The organism is Promicromonospora sp. NPDC090134, from assembly GCF_044746965.1.
Lineage (GTDB): Bacteria > Actinomycetota > Actinomycetes > Actinomycetales > Cellulomonadaceae > Promicromonospora.
On record NZ_JBIVCZ010000001.1, the window covers coordinates 329495 to 347754 of the forward strand.

17 protein-coding genes and 1 riboswitch are annotated in these 18260 nt (G+C 71.6%); of the genes, 11 read left to right on the forward strand and 6 right to left on the reverse strand.

The window, feature by feature from the left end; all coding sequences use genetic code 11:
• The first annotated feature begins 29 nt into the window (after positions 1-29).
• The 5 genes from ACIPN7_RS01445 (at position 30) to ACIPN7_RS01465 (ending at position 5054) form a co-directional block, all read left to right on the forward strand.
• Positions 30-905, forward strand: coding sequence for a carbohydrate ABC transporter permease (locus ACIPN7_RS01445; protein ID WP_400537254.1), 876 nt, complete (start codon positions 30-32; stop codon positions 903-905).
• Positions 905-1828: a carbohydrate ABC transporter permease gene (locus ACIPN7_RS01450; protein WP_400537256.1), complete on the forward strand. Its 924-nt coding sequence runs from the start codon at positions 905-907 to the stop codon at positions 1826-1828. The genes ACIPN7_RS01445 and ACIPN7_RS01450 overlap by 1 nt, the downstream gene beginning before the upstream one ends.
• Before the next feature lie 94 nt (positions 1829-1922).
• Positions 1923-2039, forward strand: a riboswitch (SAM riboswitch).
• 4 nt (positions 2040-2043) lie between these two features.
• On the forward strand, positions 2044-2988 hold the full coding sequence (locus ACIPN7_RS01455) for a methylenetetrahydrofolate reductase (RefSeq protein ID WP_400537258.1): 945 nt from the start codon (positions 2044-2046) through the stop codon (positions 2986-2988).
• Between the two features lie 186 nt (positions 2989-3174).
• The gene (locus ACIPN7_RS01460) at positions 3175-3630 is read left to right on the forward strand and encodes an Hsp20/alpha crystallin family protein (protein WP_400537260.1); all 456 of its coding nucleotides are present in this window, start codon (positions 3175-3177) and stop codon (positions 3628-3630) included.
• 200 nt (positions 3631-3830) lie between these two features.
• Positions 3831-5054, forward strand: coding sequence for an N-acetylmuramoyl-L-alanine amidase (locus ACIPN7_RS01465; protein WP_400537262.1), 1224 nt, complete (start codon positions 3831-3833; stop codon positions 5052-5054).
• 65 nt (positions 5055-5119) lie between these two features.
• Here the strand turns inward: ACIPN7_RS01465 and ACIPN7_RS01470 are convergent, their stop codons facing one another.
• From ACIPN7_RS01470 to ACIPN7_RS01480, 3 genes are all read right to left on the reverse strand, one after another.
• Positions 5120-5764, reverse strand: a complete 645-nt coding sequence (locus ACIPN7_RS01470) for a lysophospholipid acyltransferase family protein (RefSeq protein WP_400537264.1) — start codon at positions 5762-5764, stop codon at positions 5120-5122.
• 152 nt (positions 5765-5916) lie between these two features.
• Positions 5917-7791 carry a glycoside hydrolase family 2 protein gene (locus ACIPN7_RS01475; RefSeq protein WP_400537266.1) on the reverse strand — a complete coding sequence of 625 codons (1875 nt, stop codon included), beginning with the start codon at positions 7789-7791 and terminating at the stop codon, positions 5917-5919.
• Positions 7792-7955: 164 nt separating this feature from the next.
• On the reverse strand, positions 7956-8993 hold the full coding sequence (locus ACIPN7_RS01480; RefSeq protein WP_400537268.1) for a LacI family DNA-binding transcriptional regulator: 1038 nt from the start codon (positions 8991-8993) through the stop codon (positions 7956-7958).
• Positions 8994-9167: 174 nt separating this feature from the next.
• On the opposite strand from ACIPN7_RS01480, the gene ACIPN7_RS01485 reads away from it, so the two are divergent.
• The 4 genes from ACIPN7_RS01485 to ACIPN7_RS01500 are packed head-to-tail and all read left to right on the forward strand — an operon-like array spanning position 9168 to position 13599.
• Entirely contained in the window at positions 9168-10499 is a 1332-nt protein-coding gene (locus tag ACIPN7_RS01485; protein WP_400537270.1) for an extracellular solute-binding protein, read from the forward strand.
• Positions 10500-10513: 14 nt separating this feature from the next.
• Positions 10514-11482 carry a carbohydrate ABC transporter permease gene (locus ACIPN7_RS01490; RefSeq protein WP_400537272.1) on the forward strand — a complete coding sequence of 323 codons (969 nt, stop codon included), beginning with the start codon at positions 10514-10516 and terminating at the stop codon, positions 11480-11482.
• Position 11483: 1 nt separating this feature from the next.
• Positions 11484-12395 (forward strand): carbohydrate ABC transporter permease, encoded by a 912-nt coding sequence (locus tag ACIPN7_RS01495; protein ID WP_400537274.1) that lies wholly within the window; start codon positions 11484-11486, stop codon positions 12393-12395.
• 16 nt (positions 12396-12411) lie between these two features.
• Entirely contained in the window at positions 12412-13599 is a 1188-nt protein-coding gene (locus ACIPN7_RS01500) for an App1 family protein (protein ID WP_400537276.1), read from the forward strand.
• 18 nt (positions 13600-13617) lie between these two features.
• Here ACIPN7_RS01500 and ACIPN7_RS01505 read toward each other — a convergent pair whose 3' ends face one another.
• Positions 13618-14889 carry an NYN domain-containing protein gene (locus ACIPN7_RS01505; protein WP_400537278.1) on the reverse strand — a complete coding sequence of 424 codons (1272 nt, stop codon included), beginning with the start codon at positions 14887-14889 and terminating at the stop codon, positions 13618-13620.
• A 149-nt stretch (positions 14890-15038) separates the two neighbouring features.
• Between ACIPN7_RS01505 and ACIPN7_RS01510 the strand changes: the two genes are divergently transcribed.
• Entirely contained in the window at positions 15039-15659 is a 621-nt protein-coding gene (locus ACIPN7_RS01510) for a TetR family transcriptional regulator (RefSeq protein WP_400537280.1), read from the forward strand.
• A 51-nt stretch (positions 15660-15710) separates the two neighbouring features.
• On the forward strand, positions 15711-16583 hold the full coding sequence (locus ACIPN7_RS01515) for an LLM class F420-dependent oxidoreductase (RefSeq protein ID WP_400537283.1): 873 nt from the start codon (positions 15711-15713) through the stop codon (positions 16581-16583).
• A 3-nt stretch (positions 16584-16586) separates the two neighbouring features.
• On the opposite strand, the gene ACIPN7_RS01520 is transcribed toward ACIPN7_RS01515, so the two are convergent.
• A complete protein-coding gene (locus tag ACIPN7_RS01520; RefSeq protein WP_400537285.1) occupies positions 16587-17228 on the reverse strand; it encodes a DNA-3-methyladenine glycosylase I in 642 nt (213 codons plus the stop codon).
• Positions 17229-17348: 120 nt separating this feature from the next.
• Positions 17349-18233 carry a TetR/AcrR family transcriptional regulator gene (locus ACIPN7_RS01525; RefSeq protein ID WP_400537287.1) on the reverse strand — a complete coding sequence of 295 codons (885 nt, stop codon included), beginning with the start codon at positions 18231-18233 and terminating at the stop codon, positions 17349-17351.
• Positions 18234-18260: the final 27 nt, after the last annotated feature.

Below are 18260 nucleotides of genomic sequence, written 5' to 3' on the forward strand. Positions count from 1 at the left end.
AACGCCGAACCGAAAGCACGGGGAACTTGGTGAAGGACCTGTTGAAGGCCCTGCCGTGGATCGGGCCCGCGGTCGCACTCATTGCGGCCGTGGTCCTGTTCCCGGTCGGCCTGATGTTCTGGAACTCGACACGCGACATCAGCCAGAGCGGCGTGGACGACGGGGGAGTGGGCCTCGCGAACTTCGCGACGGTGATCGGCTTCCAGTACTTCTGGCCCATCCTCGGCCGCACGGTCGTGTGGGTCGTCGTGGTCGTCGCCTGCACCCTGATCGGGTCGCTGGCGCTCGCGGCACTGCTGAACAAGGCGTTCCCCGGCCGCCGGCTGGTGCGGATGGCCGTCATCGTGCCGTGGGCGTCGAGCGTGGTCATGACGACGCTCGTGGTGCACTACGGCCTGGAGCCGTACTTCGGCATCATCAACTCGTTCCTCGTGGACGTCGGCCTGATCAGCACGCCGGAGGGCTACGGCTGGACCCGCCACCCCGGCACCGCGTTCGCGTGGGCCATGGCGGTCGCCGTGTTCGTGTCCCTGCCGTTCACCACCTACACGGTGCTCGCCGGGCTCCAGACGGTGCCCGGCGAGACCGTGGAGGCCGCGCGCATCGACGGCGCAAGCGGGGCGCGCACCTACTTCAGCGTGGTGCTGCCGCAGCTGCGGGGCGCCATCTCGGTGGCGGTGCTGATCAACATCATCAACGTGTTCAACTCGCTGCCGATCCTGCGCGTCATGACGGGGTCCATCCCCGGGTACGACGCCGACACCGTCATGACCATGATCTTCAAGTACATGCAGAACCAGCGGCAGATCGACCTGGCCAGCGCGCTGTCCGTCATCGCGTTCCTGGTGGTCATCGCCATCGTCGCCGTCTACGTGCGGGTCGTCCGCCCCCTGGAGGAGGTCTGATGACCGCGATCACCGACCCGGGGACCACCTCCCGCAGCGCGACCCGGCCGCCGTCGGACAACCGGCGACGGGTGCGGAGGTACACGACGGACCAGGTGCCGCTCGGGTCGCTGCTGCTCCGGCTGTTGGCCGGGCTCGTGGTGCTGGTGGTCTTCCTGCTGCCGTACCTGATCATGTTCTTCGGCTCCGTGAAGACGAAGGCCGAGATCAGGTCGGTCGACCCCACCTACTTCCCCACGGAGTGGCACTGGGACAACTACGTCACGATGTGGTCCACGCCCGAGACGCCGCTGGCGCAGAACCTGATCTCCACCCTGGTGATCTCGCTGTGCGCCACGCTGCTCGTGCTGGCCGTGGCGCTGCCCGCCGCCTACTACACGGCGCGGTTCCGGTTCCAGGGCCGGCTCTTCTTCCTGTTCCTCGTGATCGTGACCCAGATGGTGCAGCCCGCCGTGCTGACGTCGGGCCTGTTCCGGCAGTTCATCGCGATCGGGATCCTCGACACGTGGGTCGCGATGATCCTGGTCAACGCCGCGTTCAACCTGTCGTTCGCGGTCTGGATCATGCACAGCTTCTTCGCGGGCATCCCCAAGGAGGTCGACGAGGCGGCGCAGCTCGACGGCGCCGGCACGTTCGCCGTCCTGACCAAGATCAACCTGCCGCTCGTCTGGCCGGGCATCGTGACGGCGGTCGTGTTCACGTTCGTCGCCTCCTGGAACGAGTTCGCGGCCTCGCTGGTGCTGCTCACCACGGCGGGCAACCAGCCGCTGTCCGTGGCGCTCACCAAGTTCGTGGGCCAGTACGAGACGTCCTGGCACTACGTGTTCGGGGTGTCCGTCGTGGCGATCGTGCCCGTGGTGATCCTGTTCATGATCATCGAGAAGCGCCTGGTGGGCGGCCTGGTGGCCGGGTCGGTGAAGTAACGGACGGGCCCGGTCCACACACCGTGGACCGGGCCGTCTCGGTCTCCGGACGAATTCTGTCCCAGTGCTGGACGGTCGCTTAGCATGGTGGCGAACCCCATCCAGAGCGGTCGAGAGTCCTGGCTCACTGACACCGCAGCAACCTGCCGACCTTCCGCCGCGTCGCCGCGGAGCGAGGGACGCAAGGTGCTCACGCCAGGTTCGATGGAGCAGCCATGGTCGCCGAGCCACACCCGCACCGCCCCACCGTCTCGTTCGAGCTGATGCCCCCGCGTCGGCCGAACGCCGCGCCCAACTTCTGGGAGACGGCGCAGCGGCTCGTGGCTGCCCGCCCGGACTTCGTGTCCGTGACCTACGGGGCGGCCGGCGGCGACCGGGCCACCGCGCGCGAGGTGCTCGCGACCCTGCTGCGCGGCACGCCCGTGCTCCCCGTGGCCCACCTGACCTGCGTGGGCGCGTCCCGCGAGGACGTGTCCGCGGTGATCGAGGAGTTCCTCGAGGCCGGGGTGCGGTCGTTCCTCGCCCTGCGCGGCGACCCGCCGCGCGACGAGCCGGACTGGCGCCCGCCGGCCGACGGCGTGCGCTCCAGCGTGGACCTCGTCCGCCTCCTGCGGCAGGTGGACGAGCGGCGGTGTGCCGCCGACGTCAGCACGGCGCTGCGCTCGGCCGCCCGGCCGCTGGCGATCGCCGTCGCCACGTTCCCGGACGGCAACCCCGGGGCCGGCACCACGCGCGAGCAGGAGGTGCGCCGCCTGCTCGAGAAGCAGGAGGCGGGCGCGAGCTTCGCGATCACCCAGTTCTTCTACCGCGCGGACTCGTACACGGGGTTCGTCGAGGCGGCCCGGGCGGAGGGTGTGACCATCCCGATCCTCGCCGGGATCCTGCCTACCACCGAGGCCCGCCGCCTGCGCCGCGTCCAGGAGCTCACCGGGGTGGCGGCGCCCGCGGAGCTCCTGCGCGACCTCGACCGGCTCACCGCGCCCGACGGCGCCGTCGACCCCGAGGCCCAGCACGCGCACGGCATCGAGTACTCCGCGGCGCTCGCGCGCGAGGTGCTCGACGCCGGCACGCCCGGCCTGCACGTGTACACGTTCAACAAGCACCGCCCCGCCCTCGACCTGCTGGACCGGGTGGGCCTGTCGGGCCGCGCGGCCGCCTGACCGCGGACTGTCAGGCCGGCGGTCACCGAGTGACCTGCCGGTCCGGCGAGCCAGGCCCATGGACCCTTGGCACCCCCGGGTCGGGAGTACCAAGATTGGGCGTGTAGCCGGATGACGGCAGGGCCGTCATCTTGCGCGGCGGCCCTGGAGGGGCCGGGGCCGCATCGTCGTAGGAGGTGATGCGCGATGGCTACCTATTGGGACCCGATCCAGGAGATGGATCGGCTGTTCAGCACGTTTGCCGGCAACGCACGGCAGTCCGGCGGCATGCCGATGGACCTGTTCCGCACGGGCGACCACTACGTCCTGTCCATGGACATGCCCGGCGTCGACCCTGGCACCATCGACGTCTCGGTCGAGGACCGGACGCTCACCGTCCGTGCCGAGCGCACGCAGCGGTCGGACGCCGAGGCGCAGTGGCTGGTCCGCGAGCGGCCTACCGGCACGTTCGCGCGGCAGCTGACGGTGGGCCGGGGGCTTGCGCTCGACAGCATCTCGGCGTCGTACACCGACGGCGTGCTCTCGCTGACGATCCCGGTCAGTGAGGAGGCGAAGCCGCGCAAGATCGACGTGGCGCACACAGCCGGGTCGACGTCGATCGGTCAGGGTTCGTCCGAGGGGCGCCAGACCATCGAGCAGTAGTCTCCTCCGTTCGCCGCGTCGGACGCTCAGGTCTCCCCCCGGGGGGCCTGAGCGTCTGACATGTCCGGCGGGACCTTCCGGGCGCAGGCATCGCGCGCGGGATATACCCCGGATGTGATGTACCGGGGGGTCGCGGGGTCGGCCGATACTACGGATGAAATCGGCACGTACCAGCGCGACCGACCCGTGGAGGCCCCACCGTGCACGAACACGACCACAGCTCCACCGACTGCAGTCCCGACAGCCACGCCGCGTTCGGACGGCGTGACCTCCTGCGCGGCGCCGTCGTCCTCGGCATCGGTGCCGCGGGCGCGACGATCGCCGCGCCCGCCGTCGCCGCGCCCGCTCCTACGGAGAGCACGCCCGGCGCCACCCCGGCGCGGACGACGGACGCCCCGCCGTCCCTGGCCCCGGACCCCGAGGCGCCCGCCGACGCGCCGCCCGGCGCCGTGGCCGGGGTCGAGGTGGCCGCGCCGGCCATCGCGAGCTGCGCCACCTGGGGCGCCGCGGCGGCCCGCGGGACCATCGACACCGTCTCGACCAACCCGAACAAGATCCTGATCCACCACACGGCGTCGGCCAACGTCACCGACTACTCCCAGGCCGCCGGCTACCAGATCGCCCGCGACATCCAGCAGTGGCACTTCGCCAACGGCTGGGTGGACACCGGGCAGCACCTCACGGTGAGCCGCGGCGGGTACGTCATGGAGGGCCGGCACGGCTCGCTGTCGCGGCTGCAGAACGGCAGCGGCACGGTCGTGGGCGCCCACGCCCCCGGGCAGAACAGCCAGGCCATCGGCATCGAGAACCAGGGCACCTACACGAGCGCCACGCCGCCCGCGCAGCTCTGGAGCCGGCTGGTCGAGCTGTGCGCCTACATCTGCGACCAGTACGGCATCGCACCCACCCAGATCTACGGGCACAGGGACTACACGGCGACGGCCTGCCCCGGCGACGTCCTGTACTCGATGCTGCCGCAGCTCCGGTCCGAGGTCGCGGCGGCGCTGGCGGGCACGAGCTGGTCGGTCATCGTCGACAACACCTCGGCGGGCTTCTCCGCCGGCTCCTCCTGGCTGACGTCGTCCTTCTCGGCCGAGCGTTACGGCGCCGACTACCGCTACGCCACGCCGGCCGAGGTCAGCGACCTGGCGACGTACTCGGCCACGATCCCGTCGAGCGGCTCGTACCGGGTGGAGGCCTGGTTCCCGGGGATCGCCGGCTACAACACGTCGACGCCGTTCATCGTCTACACCGGCACCGGCTCGTCGACCATCCGTGTGGACCAGTCCGCGGCGGGCGGGGCGTGGCTCTCGCTCGGCACCTACGCGATGACGGCGGGCACCCGTACGGTCGTGGCGGTCAGCCGCTGGACCCAGGGCACGGCGTACGTCGTGGCCGACGCGATCCGGATCACCCGCCTCTGACCCCACCCTCGCCGAGATAGAGCTCTGGCGAGATAGGGCGGGTGAGGGGCGCGCGGGCGGGCGGGTCAGCTGTCCGCGCGCTCCTGCCCGCTCATCGCCTGGATGGACTGCATGACCTGTTCGGTCAGCTCGCGCCGCGCCTGCGCGGGCTTGGTGCCGGCCGCGATCTGGCGCGAGGGGTCGATCGGCGTGCCGAAGTGCAGCTCGACCCGCGCGAACCGCGGCATCTTGCCGATCGGCTTGACCTTGTCCGTGCCGAGCAGCGCGACCGGGACCACGGGGGCCTTGCCCGTCAGGGCGAGCCACGCGACGCCGGTGTGCCCCTTGTGCAGCTTGCCGTCCCGGGAGCGGGTGCCCTCGGGGTAGATGCCGAACGCGCCGCCGCGCTGCAGCACCGCCAGCGCGTCCTCCAGGGAGCGCTGCCCGGCGCGCGGGTCGTCCCGCTGCACCGGGATGTCGCCCATCTTGGTGAAGAACCAGCGCGACAGGCGGCCCTTGATGCCCTTGCCGGTCCAGTACTCGGCCTTGGCGAGGAACGCGACGTGCCGCGGAGCCATGATCGGGATCAGCAGCGAGTCGATGAACGACAGGTGGTTGCTCGCGAGGATCACGGCGCCACGCTTCGGGATGTTCTGCAGCCCAGTCACGCGCGGGCGCAGGAGCACGAGCACGAGGATCGAGAGGATGAGCTTGAGGAACCGGTACGTCACCGGCCTATTGTGCACCCCTCAAGCACTCCTGTGGACGGGGTGTTATGTGGTGAAAAATACTAAAGAGACCTACAAGGTGCACAGTCCGGTAGACGTGTCAGACGTACAGGTCACCCGGGTGACCTGTACGTCTGACACGTGGGCTCGCGAGGTCAGGACGCCTCGTCGCCGCCCTTCTCGAAGGCGGCGGGACGCACCTGGACGGCACGTACGCGGTCGACGTCGAGCTTGACGCTCCGGTCGAACCGGTAGATGCCGTTCTCCTCCTGGAACACGTCCGTGAGCTGCGTGTAGCAGTAGCCGAACATCAGCGGGTCGTCGAGCAGCGGGTCCGTGAGGCCGGCGAACCGGGTGTGGAACTCCTCCTCGTCCACGACGCGCTGACCGTAGCCCCACGAGTCGGGCGAGCTGCCCGACGCGCTGGCCGCCGTCTCCGGGTTCCACCAGATGCCGCCGTACTCGCTGACGAAGTAGGGCTGCCCGTTGTACGGCTGGGAGATCGGCGTGCCGTTGTCCCGCTCGTTCCCGTACGGCTTGCCGTCGGCCAGGCCGCCGACCAGCTCCGTGAACTTCGCCGGGTCCTGCTCGTACAGGTGCGAGTCCCAGACGTCGGTCTCGGGCACGCGGTGCGAGTAGCCGCTGGCGTCCAGCACCGGCCGCGAGGGGTCCGCCACCTTGGTGGCGAGCCACATGCTGCGGGTCACGTCGTCGAGCTGCGTGATCCGGTCGTGCAGGTCCTGGTGCGTCTCGTTGAGCGGGCACCAGCCGATGATCGACGGGTGGTTGTGGTCCCGGTGCAGCGCCTCCAGCCACTCGGCGACGAACGACGTCGTCTGCCGCTGGCCGTCCTGCGGGGTGCCGTAGCCGCTGACGCCCCAGTCGCCGAACTCGCCCCACACCAGGTAGCCCAGCCGGTCCGCGTGGAACAGGTAGCGCTCCTCGAAGACCTTCTGGTGCAGGCGCGCGCCGTTGAACCCGGCCTCCAGGCCCAGCTCGATGTCGCGCACCAGCGCGGCGTCGGACGGCGCCGTCATGAGCGACTCCGGCCAGTAGCCCTGGTCCAGCACCAGCCGCTGGAAGACGTGCTCGCCGTTGATCTTGATCGCCTGGCCGTCGATCGAGACGGACCGCAGGCCCGCGTACGAGCGCACCGTGTCCACGACGGCGCCGGCGGCGTCGCGCAGCTCGATGTCCACCCCGTACAGGTGCGGGTCCTCCGTACCCCAGGTGCGCACGCGGTCCGCCGGGACGACGACGCGCAGCGCGGGCGCCAGGTCGAGGTCGGCGCGCGCGGTGGCGCTCGCGACCTCGCCGTCGGCGTCGGTCACCGTGACGGAGACCGTGTGGCCCCGGCGGTTCGCGGACAGCGGCACGACGACGTCGAACGCGGAGCTCGACAGGTCGGGCGTGATCCGCGGGCGGCGCACGTGCGTCGCCGGCACCGGCTCCAGCCACACCGTCTGCCAGATTCCCGTGGTGCGCGTGTAGTTGCACTCGAAGTTGGCGTACCGGTTGGACTGCTTGCCGCGGGCCTGCGGCCCGTGGCGCGTGTCCCGGGCCCGGACGACGACGGTGACCGTGTCGCCGGGGGCGGCGATGCCGTGCAGGTCGGCCACGAACGGGGTGAACCCGCCGCGGTGCCGCACGACCTCGGTGCCGTCGACCCACACGGTCGCGTCGTGGTCCACGGCCCCGAAGTGCAGCAGCACGTGGGGGTCGTCGCCGACGGCGGACCAGTCCGCGGGCACGGTGATCTCGCGGCGGTACCAGACCGCCTCGAGGAAGTCGGTGTTCTCGATCCCGGAGAGCTCGGACTCCGGGGCGAAGGGCACGGTGATCTCGTCCTGGAGCGGCCGCTCGACAAGACCCCGCTCGAGCCCGGAGTCACCCGGGTCGATCTCGAACTGCCAGGATCCGTTGAGGTTGAGCCAGTGGTCCCGGACCATCTGGGGCCGCGGGTACTCGGGCCGCGGGACGGCGGTCGCCGTTGGCGTCCCTTCGGGCGAGAAGCGGTCGAGGAAAGTCATCAGCTGCTCCATTGCGTCTACGACAGGTGCGCGGCGATTCAACACGTCTTCCGACGAGAATGCAACGTTGTATCACTCGACTCACCCGCTGACGGCGGCCGGGCGGGTCCGTCGGCGGCCGGCCGGCCGGCCCGCGCGGCACCCGCGCCGGCGCCGTCACCTGGTCAGACGCGGCTGCTCTCGCGGACCAGCAGGCGGTAGGGCACCACCTCGTCGACCGGGTCGACGCCGGGCTTCTCGAGCTGGGCGATGATGCGGTCCACCGCCGTCTCCGCGATGGCCCGCAGGTCCGGCGCCACGGTCGTCAGCGTCGGGTTCGAGAACCGGCCGTCCTCGGTGTTGTCCCAGCCGGTCACGGCCACGTCGTCGGGCACCCGCACGCCGTTGAGGCGCAGCGCGTGCAGCGCGCCGAGGGCGAGCTCGTCGTTGGCACACACGATCCCGTCGATCTGGTCGATCCTGGGCAGCACCGACTCGATCGTGGCGGCGCCGGAGGGTCGGGAGAACTGCGGGCACTGGAGCACCCAGCGCTCGTCGACCTCCAGCCCGGCCGCCGCGTGGGCGTCGAAGTAGCCCTGCACGCGCTGCGCCCCGGTCCGTCCGGCGCCGCGCGGCTCGGCGCCGAGGAAGGCCAGCCGGCGCCGCCCGGTGTCGAGCAGGTGCTTGGTGACCTGCGCCGCGGCGTCGACGTTGTCGATGCTCACGTGGTCCGTCCGCCGCTCCCGGGCGGGGTCCGGGTCGGCCCGCTCGCCCAGCAGCACCAGGGGCACGGCCCCGCGGACCTCGTCGATCTCGGCGGGGGTCAGCTCCAGCGGCGAGAAGATGATGCCGTCGATCGCCTGGACGTCGAAGCCGCGCGCCACCTCCAGTTCGGTGTCGCGCGAGGACCGCGTCTCCTCGATGAGCACGCGGTAGCCGCGGGCGCTCCCGACGTCGATCACCTCGTGCGCCAGCACCGAGAAGTACGGCGCGTGCACCCAGGGCACCGCGAGGGCGAGCGTGTTGGTGCGGCCCCGCCGGAGCTGCCGGCCGGCCAGGTTGGGCCGGTAGCCCAGCTCGGCGATCACCGCCTCCACCCGGGCCCGCGTGACGTCCCCCACCCGGCCCGTGTCGTTGACGACGTTGGAGACGGTCTTCCACGAGACGCCCGCCGCCGCGGCCACCTCCTTGATCCCTACCCGTCGACCCGCTTGCTCGGCCAAGCCTTCACTTCCTTCCACCATGTGCCCTCTTGACTGGACGCCCGTCCTAGTCCATCGTGATCCAACGTTGGAGCGCAACGTTGCACCATTGGAGGGTCGATGATGACCGTAGTACGAGGACGTGGCGTCCCGGGCCAAGGAAGCCCCGCGGCTGCGTCGAGAGCCCGCAGTCTCGTGGGTAGTTCCGGGGGGCTGAGCAGGCGAGATCTGCTCCGGGCGGCCCTCGTCGGGGCCGGCGGGGTCGCGCTCGGTGGCGCGCTCGCGGGCTGCGCCACGCCCAGCGCCGCCGGCGCGGGCAAGACCTCGGTGATGGTCTGGGACCTTTTCTCCGGCGGCGACGGCGCCCTCATGCAGGAGATGGCGGGTGTGGTCGCCGCGGCCAACCCGGACATCGCCGTCGAGACCACGACCCTCGCCTGGGGGCCGCCGTACTACACGAAGCTGGCGATGGCCTCGTCCGGCGGGCGACCGCCGGAGGCCGCCGTCATGCACATGTCCCGGCTGGCCGGGTACGCGCCGGGCGGGCTCCTGGAGCCGTTCGACCTCGACGCGCTCGCCGAGCTGGGGATCACCGAGGCCGACTTCGCCCCGGCGGTGTGGCAGAAGGCCCAGTTCGAGGGCCAGCTCTACGCCCTGCCGCTGGACACGCACCCGTACATCGCGTTCCACAACCCCGACATCGTCCAGCAGGCGGGCCTCGCCGGGCCGGACGGCAAGCTGGACCTGGCGGCCGTCGCCGGAGCCGACCGCTTCCTCGACGCCGGTCGGGCCATGGCCGAGGTCACGGGCGAGACCGGGGTCAGCTGGGGCTACCAGCGCGATCCCGCCGGCTGCTGGCGCATGTTCTGGGGCCTGTACTCCCAGAACGGCGGCGACTACGAGCTCACGCCGGGCCGCCCCGCCGCGCTCGACGAGGAGGCCGCGACCGAGGTCTTCGAGTTCCTCCAGGCGATGGTCGACGGCAAGGTCGCCGCGAAGAACCAGGACGGCAACGCCGCGTCCGGCCGCTTCATGTCGAACCGCACCGGGCTGATGTTCGCCGGCGAGTGGGACCTGCCGATGTTCCAGGGCGCGAACCCCGACGTCGGGGCCACGCAGTTCCCGGCGATCTTCGACACCCCGGCCAACTACGCCGACTCGCACGCGTTCGTGCTGCCCAAGCAGGGCACACCGAACCCCGCCAAGCGCGAGGCGACCTACCGGGTGCTCGCAGGCCTCCTCAAGGAGGGCCTGACCTGGGCCTCGGCCGGCCACATCCCGGCCTACCAGCCCATCGTGCAGGAGCCCGCGTACCAGGAGCTCACCCCGCAGCGCGACTACGCCCCCGCGGCCGAGGTCGCCGTCTTCGACCCCGACGCCTGGTTCACCGGCGGCGGCAGCGACTTCCAGACGCGCATGGCCGACGCCATGACGGACACCCTGGCCGGCAAGGCCCCGGCGCGCACCGCCGTGACCCGCATGCTGAGCGAGATGGACCGGTTCCTCTCCCAGCCCAACCCCGCCTGATCGAGAGGACGACGATGACTGTCTCGAACGCCGGCGTCACGGCGCCCCCCGGGCGGGCCCTGCCCGACTCCCGGAAACCCTCCGGTCGGACCGGCACGCGCACCGCCACGACCGGCAAGTCCCTGCGTGAGCGGGACAAGTCCGGCTACCTGTTCGTGGCGCCGTTCGCGGTGGCGACCGGCCTGTTCCTGCTGCTGCCGACGCTGTACGGCCTGTGGATGAGCTTCACGAACCAGAGCCTCACCGGCACCGGCAGCGAGTTCATCGGCTTCGCCAACTACGCCGAGGCCTTCAGCGACCCCCAGGTCTGGCAGACGCTGTGGCACACCGTCTGGTTCACGGTGCTCAGCACCGTCCCGCTGGTGGTCGTCGCCCTGGTGATGGCGCTGCTCGTGCACACCGGACTGCCGGGCCAATGGGTGTGGCGCATGTCGTTCTTCGCGCCCTATCTGCTGACCAGCGCCGTCGTGTCCGCGCTGAGCAGCTGGCTGTTCCAGCCCGACATCGGCCTGCTCGACACGTGGTTCGCCGCGCTCGGGCTCCAGCCCGTGGGCTGGCTCACCGACGAGAACGTGGCGATGTTCTCCATCGCCGCCGTCACCGTCTGGTGGACCGTCGGGTTCAACTTCCTGCTCTACCTCGCCGCCCTGCAGGGGATCCCCCAGCAGCAGTACGAGGCCGCGACGATCGACGGCGCGGGCGGCTGGCGCCGGCTCTTCTCGATCACCCTGCCGCAGCTGCGCAACATCACCGGCGTCATCGTGGTGCTGCAGCTCCTCGCGTCGCTCAAGGTGTTCGACCAGATCTACCTGCTCACCGCGGGCGGCCCGAACGGGAGCACGCGACCGATCCTGGAGTACGTCTACGACACCGGCTTCACCAACTACCGGCTCGGGTACGCCTCCGCGATCTCGTACGTGTTCTTCGCCCTGATTCTCGTGTTCGCGCTGGTGCGGCTCCTGCCGTCCAGGAAGGAGGCCTGACGTGTCCGTTGCCGAACTGGTCGCCGACCGCCGGACCAAGGCGCAGCTGGAGCGCGCCGAGAACCGGGCCCTCACCAAGCTGACGATCGGGCCCTCGCCCTGGGTGCGTGTCGCCTCCCTGGCCGCCCTCGTCGTCCTCGCCGCCCTCTGGCTGCTCCCCGTGGCCTGGGGTGCGGTCACCAGCTTCAAGCACGAGGCCGAGGCCGCGCTGCCCGCGTCGTGGTGGCCCACCATGGGCTGGACGCTCGACGCCTACCAGCAGGTGCTCAGCAACAGCGACCTGCTGATCTGGATGTGGAACAGCCTCGTCGTCGCCGGGCTGGTCACCCTCCTGACCGTGCTGATCTCCGCGATGGCCGCGTTCGCGTTCTCGCAGACGGTGTTCAAGGGCCGGAGCCTGCTCCAGTGGCTCACCATCGCGTCGATCATGATGCCCGGGCAGATCCTCATCGTGCCGTTGTTCCGGCAGATGCAGGTCATGGGCCTCGTGGACACGTTCGCGGGCATCGTGCTGCCACAGGTCGTGGCGCCCGTGATGGTGTTCATCCTCAAGCGGTTCTTCGACGCCATCCCCAGTGAGCTGCTCGACGCCGCCCGCATCGACGGGGCCGGCACCTGGCGGCTGTTCTGGACGATCGTCCTGCCGCTCTCGCGGTCGATCCTCGTGGCCGTGGCGATCTTCGTGTTCATCGGCGCGTGGAACAACTTCCTGTGGCCGTTCATCGTCACCACCGACCCGCAGTTCATGACGCTGCCCGTCGGCCTGTCCACCGTGAAGAACGCCTACGGCGTGCAGTACGCGCAGAACATGGCATCCGCGATGATCGCGGCGCTGCCCCTGCTCGTGGTGTTCATGCTGTTCCAGCGCCGCATCGTCCAGGGTGTCGCGACCACGGGCATGGGTGGTCAGTAGTAGGCAACAATCGGGTGTGGCCACTCCGACCCCGCACCCTTCGCAGCGCCCGCACCTCGCCGCGGTCGTGGAGGACCACCTCTACGCCGCGGCGGAGTGGGTGCTCGTCCGCGCGGGCTGGCGCCCCCGGCTCGAGGCCTACGCCGGGTACGGCACGCCGGACAAGGTGCGGGTGCTCGCCCGCGTGGTGCTCTCACCGCGGCGGCCCGGCACCCCGAACCGCGACGCCCTCCGGGCCGGCCGGCGCGGGTTCCGCCACTTCCTCACCGTTCCGGCGCCCCACCGCAGGGTGCGGCTCCAGGTGGGCGGCGGCACGTCCGAGGTGACGAGCGACCGGGCCGGGTACGTCGACGTCGAGCTCCCGACGGACGCCCCGCTGTCCGACGGCTGGCACACCGCCCTCCTGACCTGCCTCGACGAGCCGGAGCCCGCCGAGGCCGAGGCTCCGCTGCGGGTGCTCGACGAGCGCCCGCGGACCGGCGTGGTCAGCGACATCGACGACACGACGATGGTCACCGCCGTGCCCCGGCCGCTGCTCGCGGCGTGGAACACCTTCGTGCGGCACTCCAGCGCGCGGCGCGCCGTGCCGGGCATGCCCGAGCTGTACCGGACGCTCCAGCGGGCGCACCCGGACGCGGCGTTCTTCTACCTGTCGACCGGCGCCTGGAACACCGCGGGCACGCTGCGCGCGTTCCTCTCGCGGCACGCCTACCCGCCGGGCCCGTTGCTCCTCACCGACTGGGGGCCGACCCTCACCGGGTGGTTCCGCAGCGGCCAGGCCCACAAACGGGCGAGCCTCGACCTGCTCATGTCGTGGTTCCCGAACGTGCGCTGGGTGCTCATCGGCGACGACGGCCAGCACGACGTCGAGATCTACCAGGACGTCGCGCGCCGTCGTCCCGACCGGGTGCGGGTCGTGGCGATCCGGCAGCTCACCGGCGGGCAGCAGGTGCTCGCCGGGAACGCCCCGCACGTGGGGAACGGGTCGCACGCCGGGAGCGGTTCGCACGCGGGGACCGGGGCGCGCGTCGGTACGACGACGGCGCCCGCCGTCGGACCGGTGCCGACCGCCGAGCAGGTGCCGGCCGCCGAGCAGGTGCCGGCCGCCGAGCAGGTGCCGACCGTCGCGGGCCGGGACGGCGACGAGCTCGCCCGCCGCCTCGCGACCGTCCCGGGCGTGCTCGACGACCCGGCCGGGGCCTAGGCTCCGGCCGGCTCGGGCTCAGGAGGTGGCGGTCACCAGGTAGTCGTCCGCGTCGTCGTCCCAGGCCAGGGACACCGTGCCCGCGGCCTCCGCCGCCTTCGCGAACTGGAGGAACCCGCGGAAGCCGAGCGCCTTCTCGGAGAAGTCCGGGCGCCGCTTGCGCACGGCGTTCTTCAGCCCCGACAGTGCCGCCGAGCCGTTCGACTCCTGCACCACGTCACGCAGCAGCGCGAACGCCGCGTCGGTGTCGCCCTGCTCCGGCAGCGACACCTCGGGGTCGCCCGCGGACGGGCCCGTCGCCAGCTCGACGAACCCGCGGTCCGCGAGGAACCGCAGGAACTCGCCGAACGTACGGAATCCGTAGTCCGACTCGCTGAACGTGGCGTCCTTGCGCAGGAGCGTCCGCTTGAGGGCGGACGCCGTGACGGCGCCGCTGGTCGAGGACTGGAGGTCGCCGAGGGTCTGCGCCACGCGCACCTCCATGGGCACGTCGTCCGACGCCGGGGCGTCGTCCTGCTCGGCGACGTCGACGTCCGGCTCGGCCTCCGGCGCGACGTCGACGGGGGCCGGCGCGGGCTCCGCCTTCTTGCGCCGGCGGGTCGCGGGCTTCGCCTCGGGCTCGGCCGGCGTCTCCGGTTCGGCCGCGGCCTCGGGCGACGTCGTGCCGGCGACGGCCTCCGCGACCGCCTCGGCGGCCTTGGCGCGGCGCGAGGCGGCGGGTGCCTTCTGCGCGGCGGCGCGCTCCGTCGTGCCCGTCTTGCGGGTGCGCGAGCCGCGCTTCGGGGCGGGGGCGCCCTGGTCCTCGTCCGGCACCTCGACGCCCTCGAGGCGGTCGTAGAAGAGGAACTCGTCGCACGCGGCCGGCAGCAGGCGCGACGTCGACTTCTCGACGCCCACGCCGATGACGCGCTTGTTCAGCTCGCGCAGCTTGTGGACGAGCGGCGAGAAGTCGCTGTCGCCCGTGCACATGACGAACGTGGAGATGTAGTCGCGCTCGAAGGCCATCTCGATGGCGTCGACCACCATCTTGATGTCGGCGGCGTTCTTGCGGGAGGCCCCCATGCGCTGCGTCATCTCGATGAGCTCGACCTGGTGGCGCGTGAGCATGCGCCGGTCCTCGTCGAAGTACGACCAGTCGGCGTACGCCCGGCGCGCGACCACCCGGCCGCGCACGGCGAGCGCGTCGGCGATCGGGCCGAAGTCGAACTGCATCCCGCCCAGGTGCTCCCGGGCGCCGAGCGCCAGGTTCTCGTAGTCGATGAAGACTGCCAGGCGTTCCTCTTGGTCCATGCCCGCCACTCTAGGGGGTTACCGGCGCAGGGGGTGGCGGAGCCGCACCGGGCCACCGCTCCGCAGGGTGAAATGAAGAGCGGGTGAAATATGTCGCGTCGGGGACCCCCGCTCGGCCCGGAAGTTCACCCGGTGCCTAGGATCGGGCCATGGCCGAGGCGACCGCCGGACCCGACGACGACCCGATCTCCAACCGGAATCGGATCATCGGTGCTGCCACGCGTCTGACCTGTGCCAACGGCTGGTCCAAGGTGACGATGGGCCGCCTCGCGACCGAGGCCGGCGTGAGCCGCCAGACGGTCTACAACGCCGTCGGCAGCCGCGACGACCTGGCCGAGGCCATGGTGCTCACCGAGTCGGCGCAGTTCATCTTCCGGATCGCCGAGGCCTTCGACCGGCACCCTGACGACCTGCTGCCCGCGATCCGCGACGCGGTCGAGAGCACGCTCACGTTCGCCGAGGGGAACGCGCTGCTGCGCGCGGTGGTCTCGGCGACCCACGGCGCCGACACCGAGCTGCTGCCGCTGCTCACCACGCACTCGGAGGCGCTGCTCGGCACCGTGAAGGTGGTCGTGCAGGACCGGGTGGACCAGTACGAGATCGCCCTCGGGCCGGAACGGATCGCCGCGGTCATCGACATCGTGGTGCGGTCCGCGCTGAGCCACGTCATGCAGCCGTCGGCGTCCCCGCGGGAGACGGCCGAGTCGATCACCTGGCTCGTCGCGTGCGTCCTGGGCCGTGCGGAGGAGCTGGCCCCCACCGGCGTCTGACGCCCCACGCCCCGCGCTTGACGCCCCGCGTCGGCGGAGGAGGATCGAGGCATGCGAATCGGCACCCACTTCATGCGTTTCGACTCGATGGAGCCCGCCCGGATGCGGACCGAGCTGGCGGACGCCGCCCGGTACGCCGACGACGGCGGCGTCTCGTGGATCTCCGTGATGGACCACTACTTCCAGATGGAGCACCAGGGCTTCCCGGCGTCGGACCCGATGCTGGAGGCGTACACGACGCTGGGCTACCTGGCCGGCGTGACCGAGCGGGCACAGCTCGGCGCCCTGGTCACCGGCGTGACGTACCGGTACCCCGGCCTGCTGGCCAAGATCGTCGCGTCGCTCGACGTGGTCTCGGGCGGGCGCGCGACCTACGGCATCGGCGCCGCCTGGTACGACAAGGAGCACGCGGGGCTCGGCGTGCCGTTCCCGCCGGTCAAGGAGCGGTTCGAGATGCTCGAGGAGACCGTCCGGATCGCTCGCCAGATGTACGACCCGCAGGAGAACGGCCCGTTCGAGGGCAAGCACTTCCAGCTCGCCGAGACGCTGTGCTCGCCGCCGCCGCTGTCGGGTCCGGAGATCATGATCGGCGGTTCCGGCGAGCGGAAGACCCTCCGGCTCGTGGCGCAGTACGCGGACGCGTGCAACCTGTTCGCCGAGACGCCGGAGCGGCTGCGCCACCTGCTCGACGTGCTGCACCGGCACTGCGACGACGTCGGGCGCGACCCCGCCGGCATCCGCGTCACGATGCTGCACCGCGGGCGCCCGATCGGCCCGGACGACACCGCTGCGTTCGTCGAGGAGATGCGGGGCTTCGCCGTGCACGGTGTGGACACCGTGATCCTGCGGCCGCCGGGCACGTCGCTCGCCGCGTGGGTGCGCGACGCCGTGCTCCCCGTCGTGGAGCCGTGCGCCGACCTGTGACCTTCAGCCGGCCGTCCCGGCGTCCTCGGCACGTGCCCGGTTGAGCACCACCGGGCACGTGGCCAGGTGGTCGTCCACCAGGCCGCACGCCTGCATGGCGGCGTACGCCGTGGTGGGGCCGATGAACCGGAAGCCCTCCTTCTTGAGCGCCTTGCTCATGGCCTTGGACTCGGCGGTCGTCGCCGGCACGTCGCCGAACGTGGCGTGCCGCACGCGCCCGGCCGGGTCGGGCGCGAACGACCAGATCAGCTCGTCGAGCGTGCGCCCGGAGTCGTACAGTGCGACCACCGCGCGCGCGTTGTCGACGGTGGCCTCGATCTTCATCCGGTTCCGGATGATGCGGGCGTCGCCGAGCAGGCGCTCGACGTCGTCCGGCCCGAACGCCGCGACGCGCTCCGGGTCGAAGCCGTCGAAGACCTCGCGGAACGCCGGCCGCTTGCGCAGCACGGTGATCCACGAGAGCCCGGACTGGAAACCCTCCAGGGCGATGCGCTCCAGCAGGGCCGACTCGCCGTGCACGGGCACGCCCCACTCCTCGTCGTGGTACGCCGAGTAGAGCGGGTCGCCGTCGCCGAAGCAGCGCGCGGGAGGGGCGGCGCCGTCGTCCGCCGCCGTGCTGATGTCTGTCCCGTGGTCGATGGTCACGGCACCACTCTGACTCACGTCACCGACACTCCGCGCCGGTCGGCCGCCTGACTGTGCACGACGTCCGAATTCCGCTGCCTGTGGTCGCGCCAGAACCGTTGCGGCGTCGTGCCGAGGGTCTCAGGGCGCCCCAGGACCGATCGCGCCCCGGCGTCGCAGGTAGGCCTCGACGCCGTCGAGCACCGTCGCGATCCCGAAGGCGATGTCGTCGTCTGACGGAGCGGTCATCGCCGTCCCGGGCCAGGTCGCGAAGGCCTCGAACAGATTCGGGTACGTCGCGGGGTCGGCGTATCGGGTGAGCACGATCTCGAAGTCGGCGTAAGGGCTGGCCGCCTCGAGCGCGTCGGGGTCGAGCTCGGACTCGGGGGTTCCGTCCGGCAGCCCCGCCTCACGGCGCACCTGGTCGGCCGCCGCACGGCGGGACTCGACGTGCACCCGGATCTCGCCCAGAACGTGCTGCGCGAGCAGGCCGACGACGGCGAGCTTCTCGTCGGCCGGCAGGTCGACGGGCCGCAGAACCCCGAACGCCTGGTCGATCCAGCGCACCCGGTTCGGCCCCGGAGGTGCGGCGGTCAGCGGCAGGTCCATCATCCACGGCCGTCTCACGCCCAGGGCGATCTGCGCCCGGGTCCAGGCCTCGAGCCCGGCGCGCCAGCCGCCGTCGACGGGGAGATCCGGCAGGTCGGCTGCCACGGCGTCCGCCATCATGGCCAGCAGCTCCTCCTTGCTGGACACGTGCCGGTACAGGGCCATCGGCGTGTACCCGACGGCGTCCGCGACGCGTGCCATCGACACGGCGGCGAGTCCTTCGGTGTCCGCCAGGTCCATCGCTGCCTGCACGATCTGCGCGACCGACAGCGCGGGCTTGGGCCCGCGCCGCCGCGGTGCGGCGGCACCCCACAGGCGCCGCACGGCGGCGGGCAGCTCACCCGCCGGCCTGTCCTGCGGCTGGTCGGCCGGTCCCTGCGGGCGCTCGGCGGGTTCGGGCGTGGTGTCGGCGTTCATCGACTCCCATCCTGCCCTGCTCCGCTG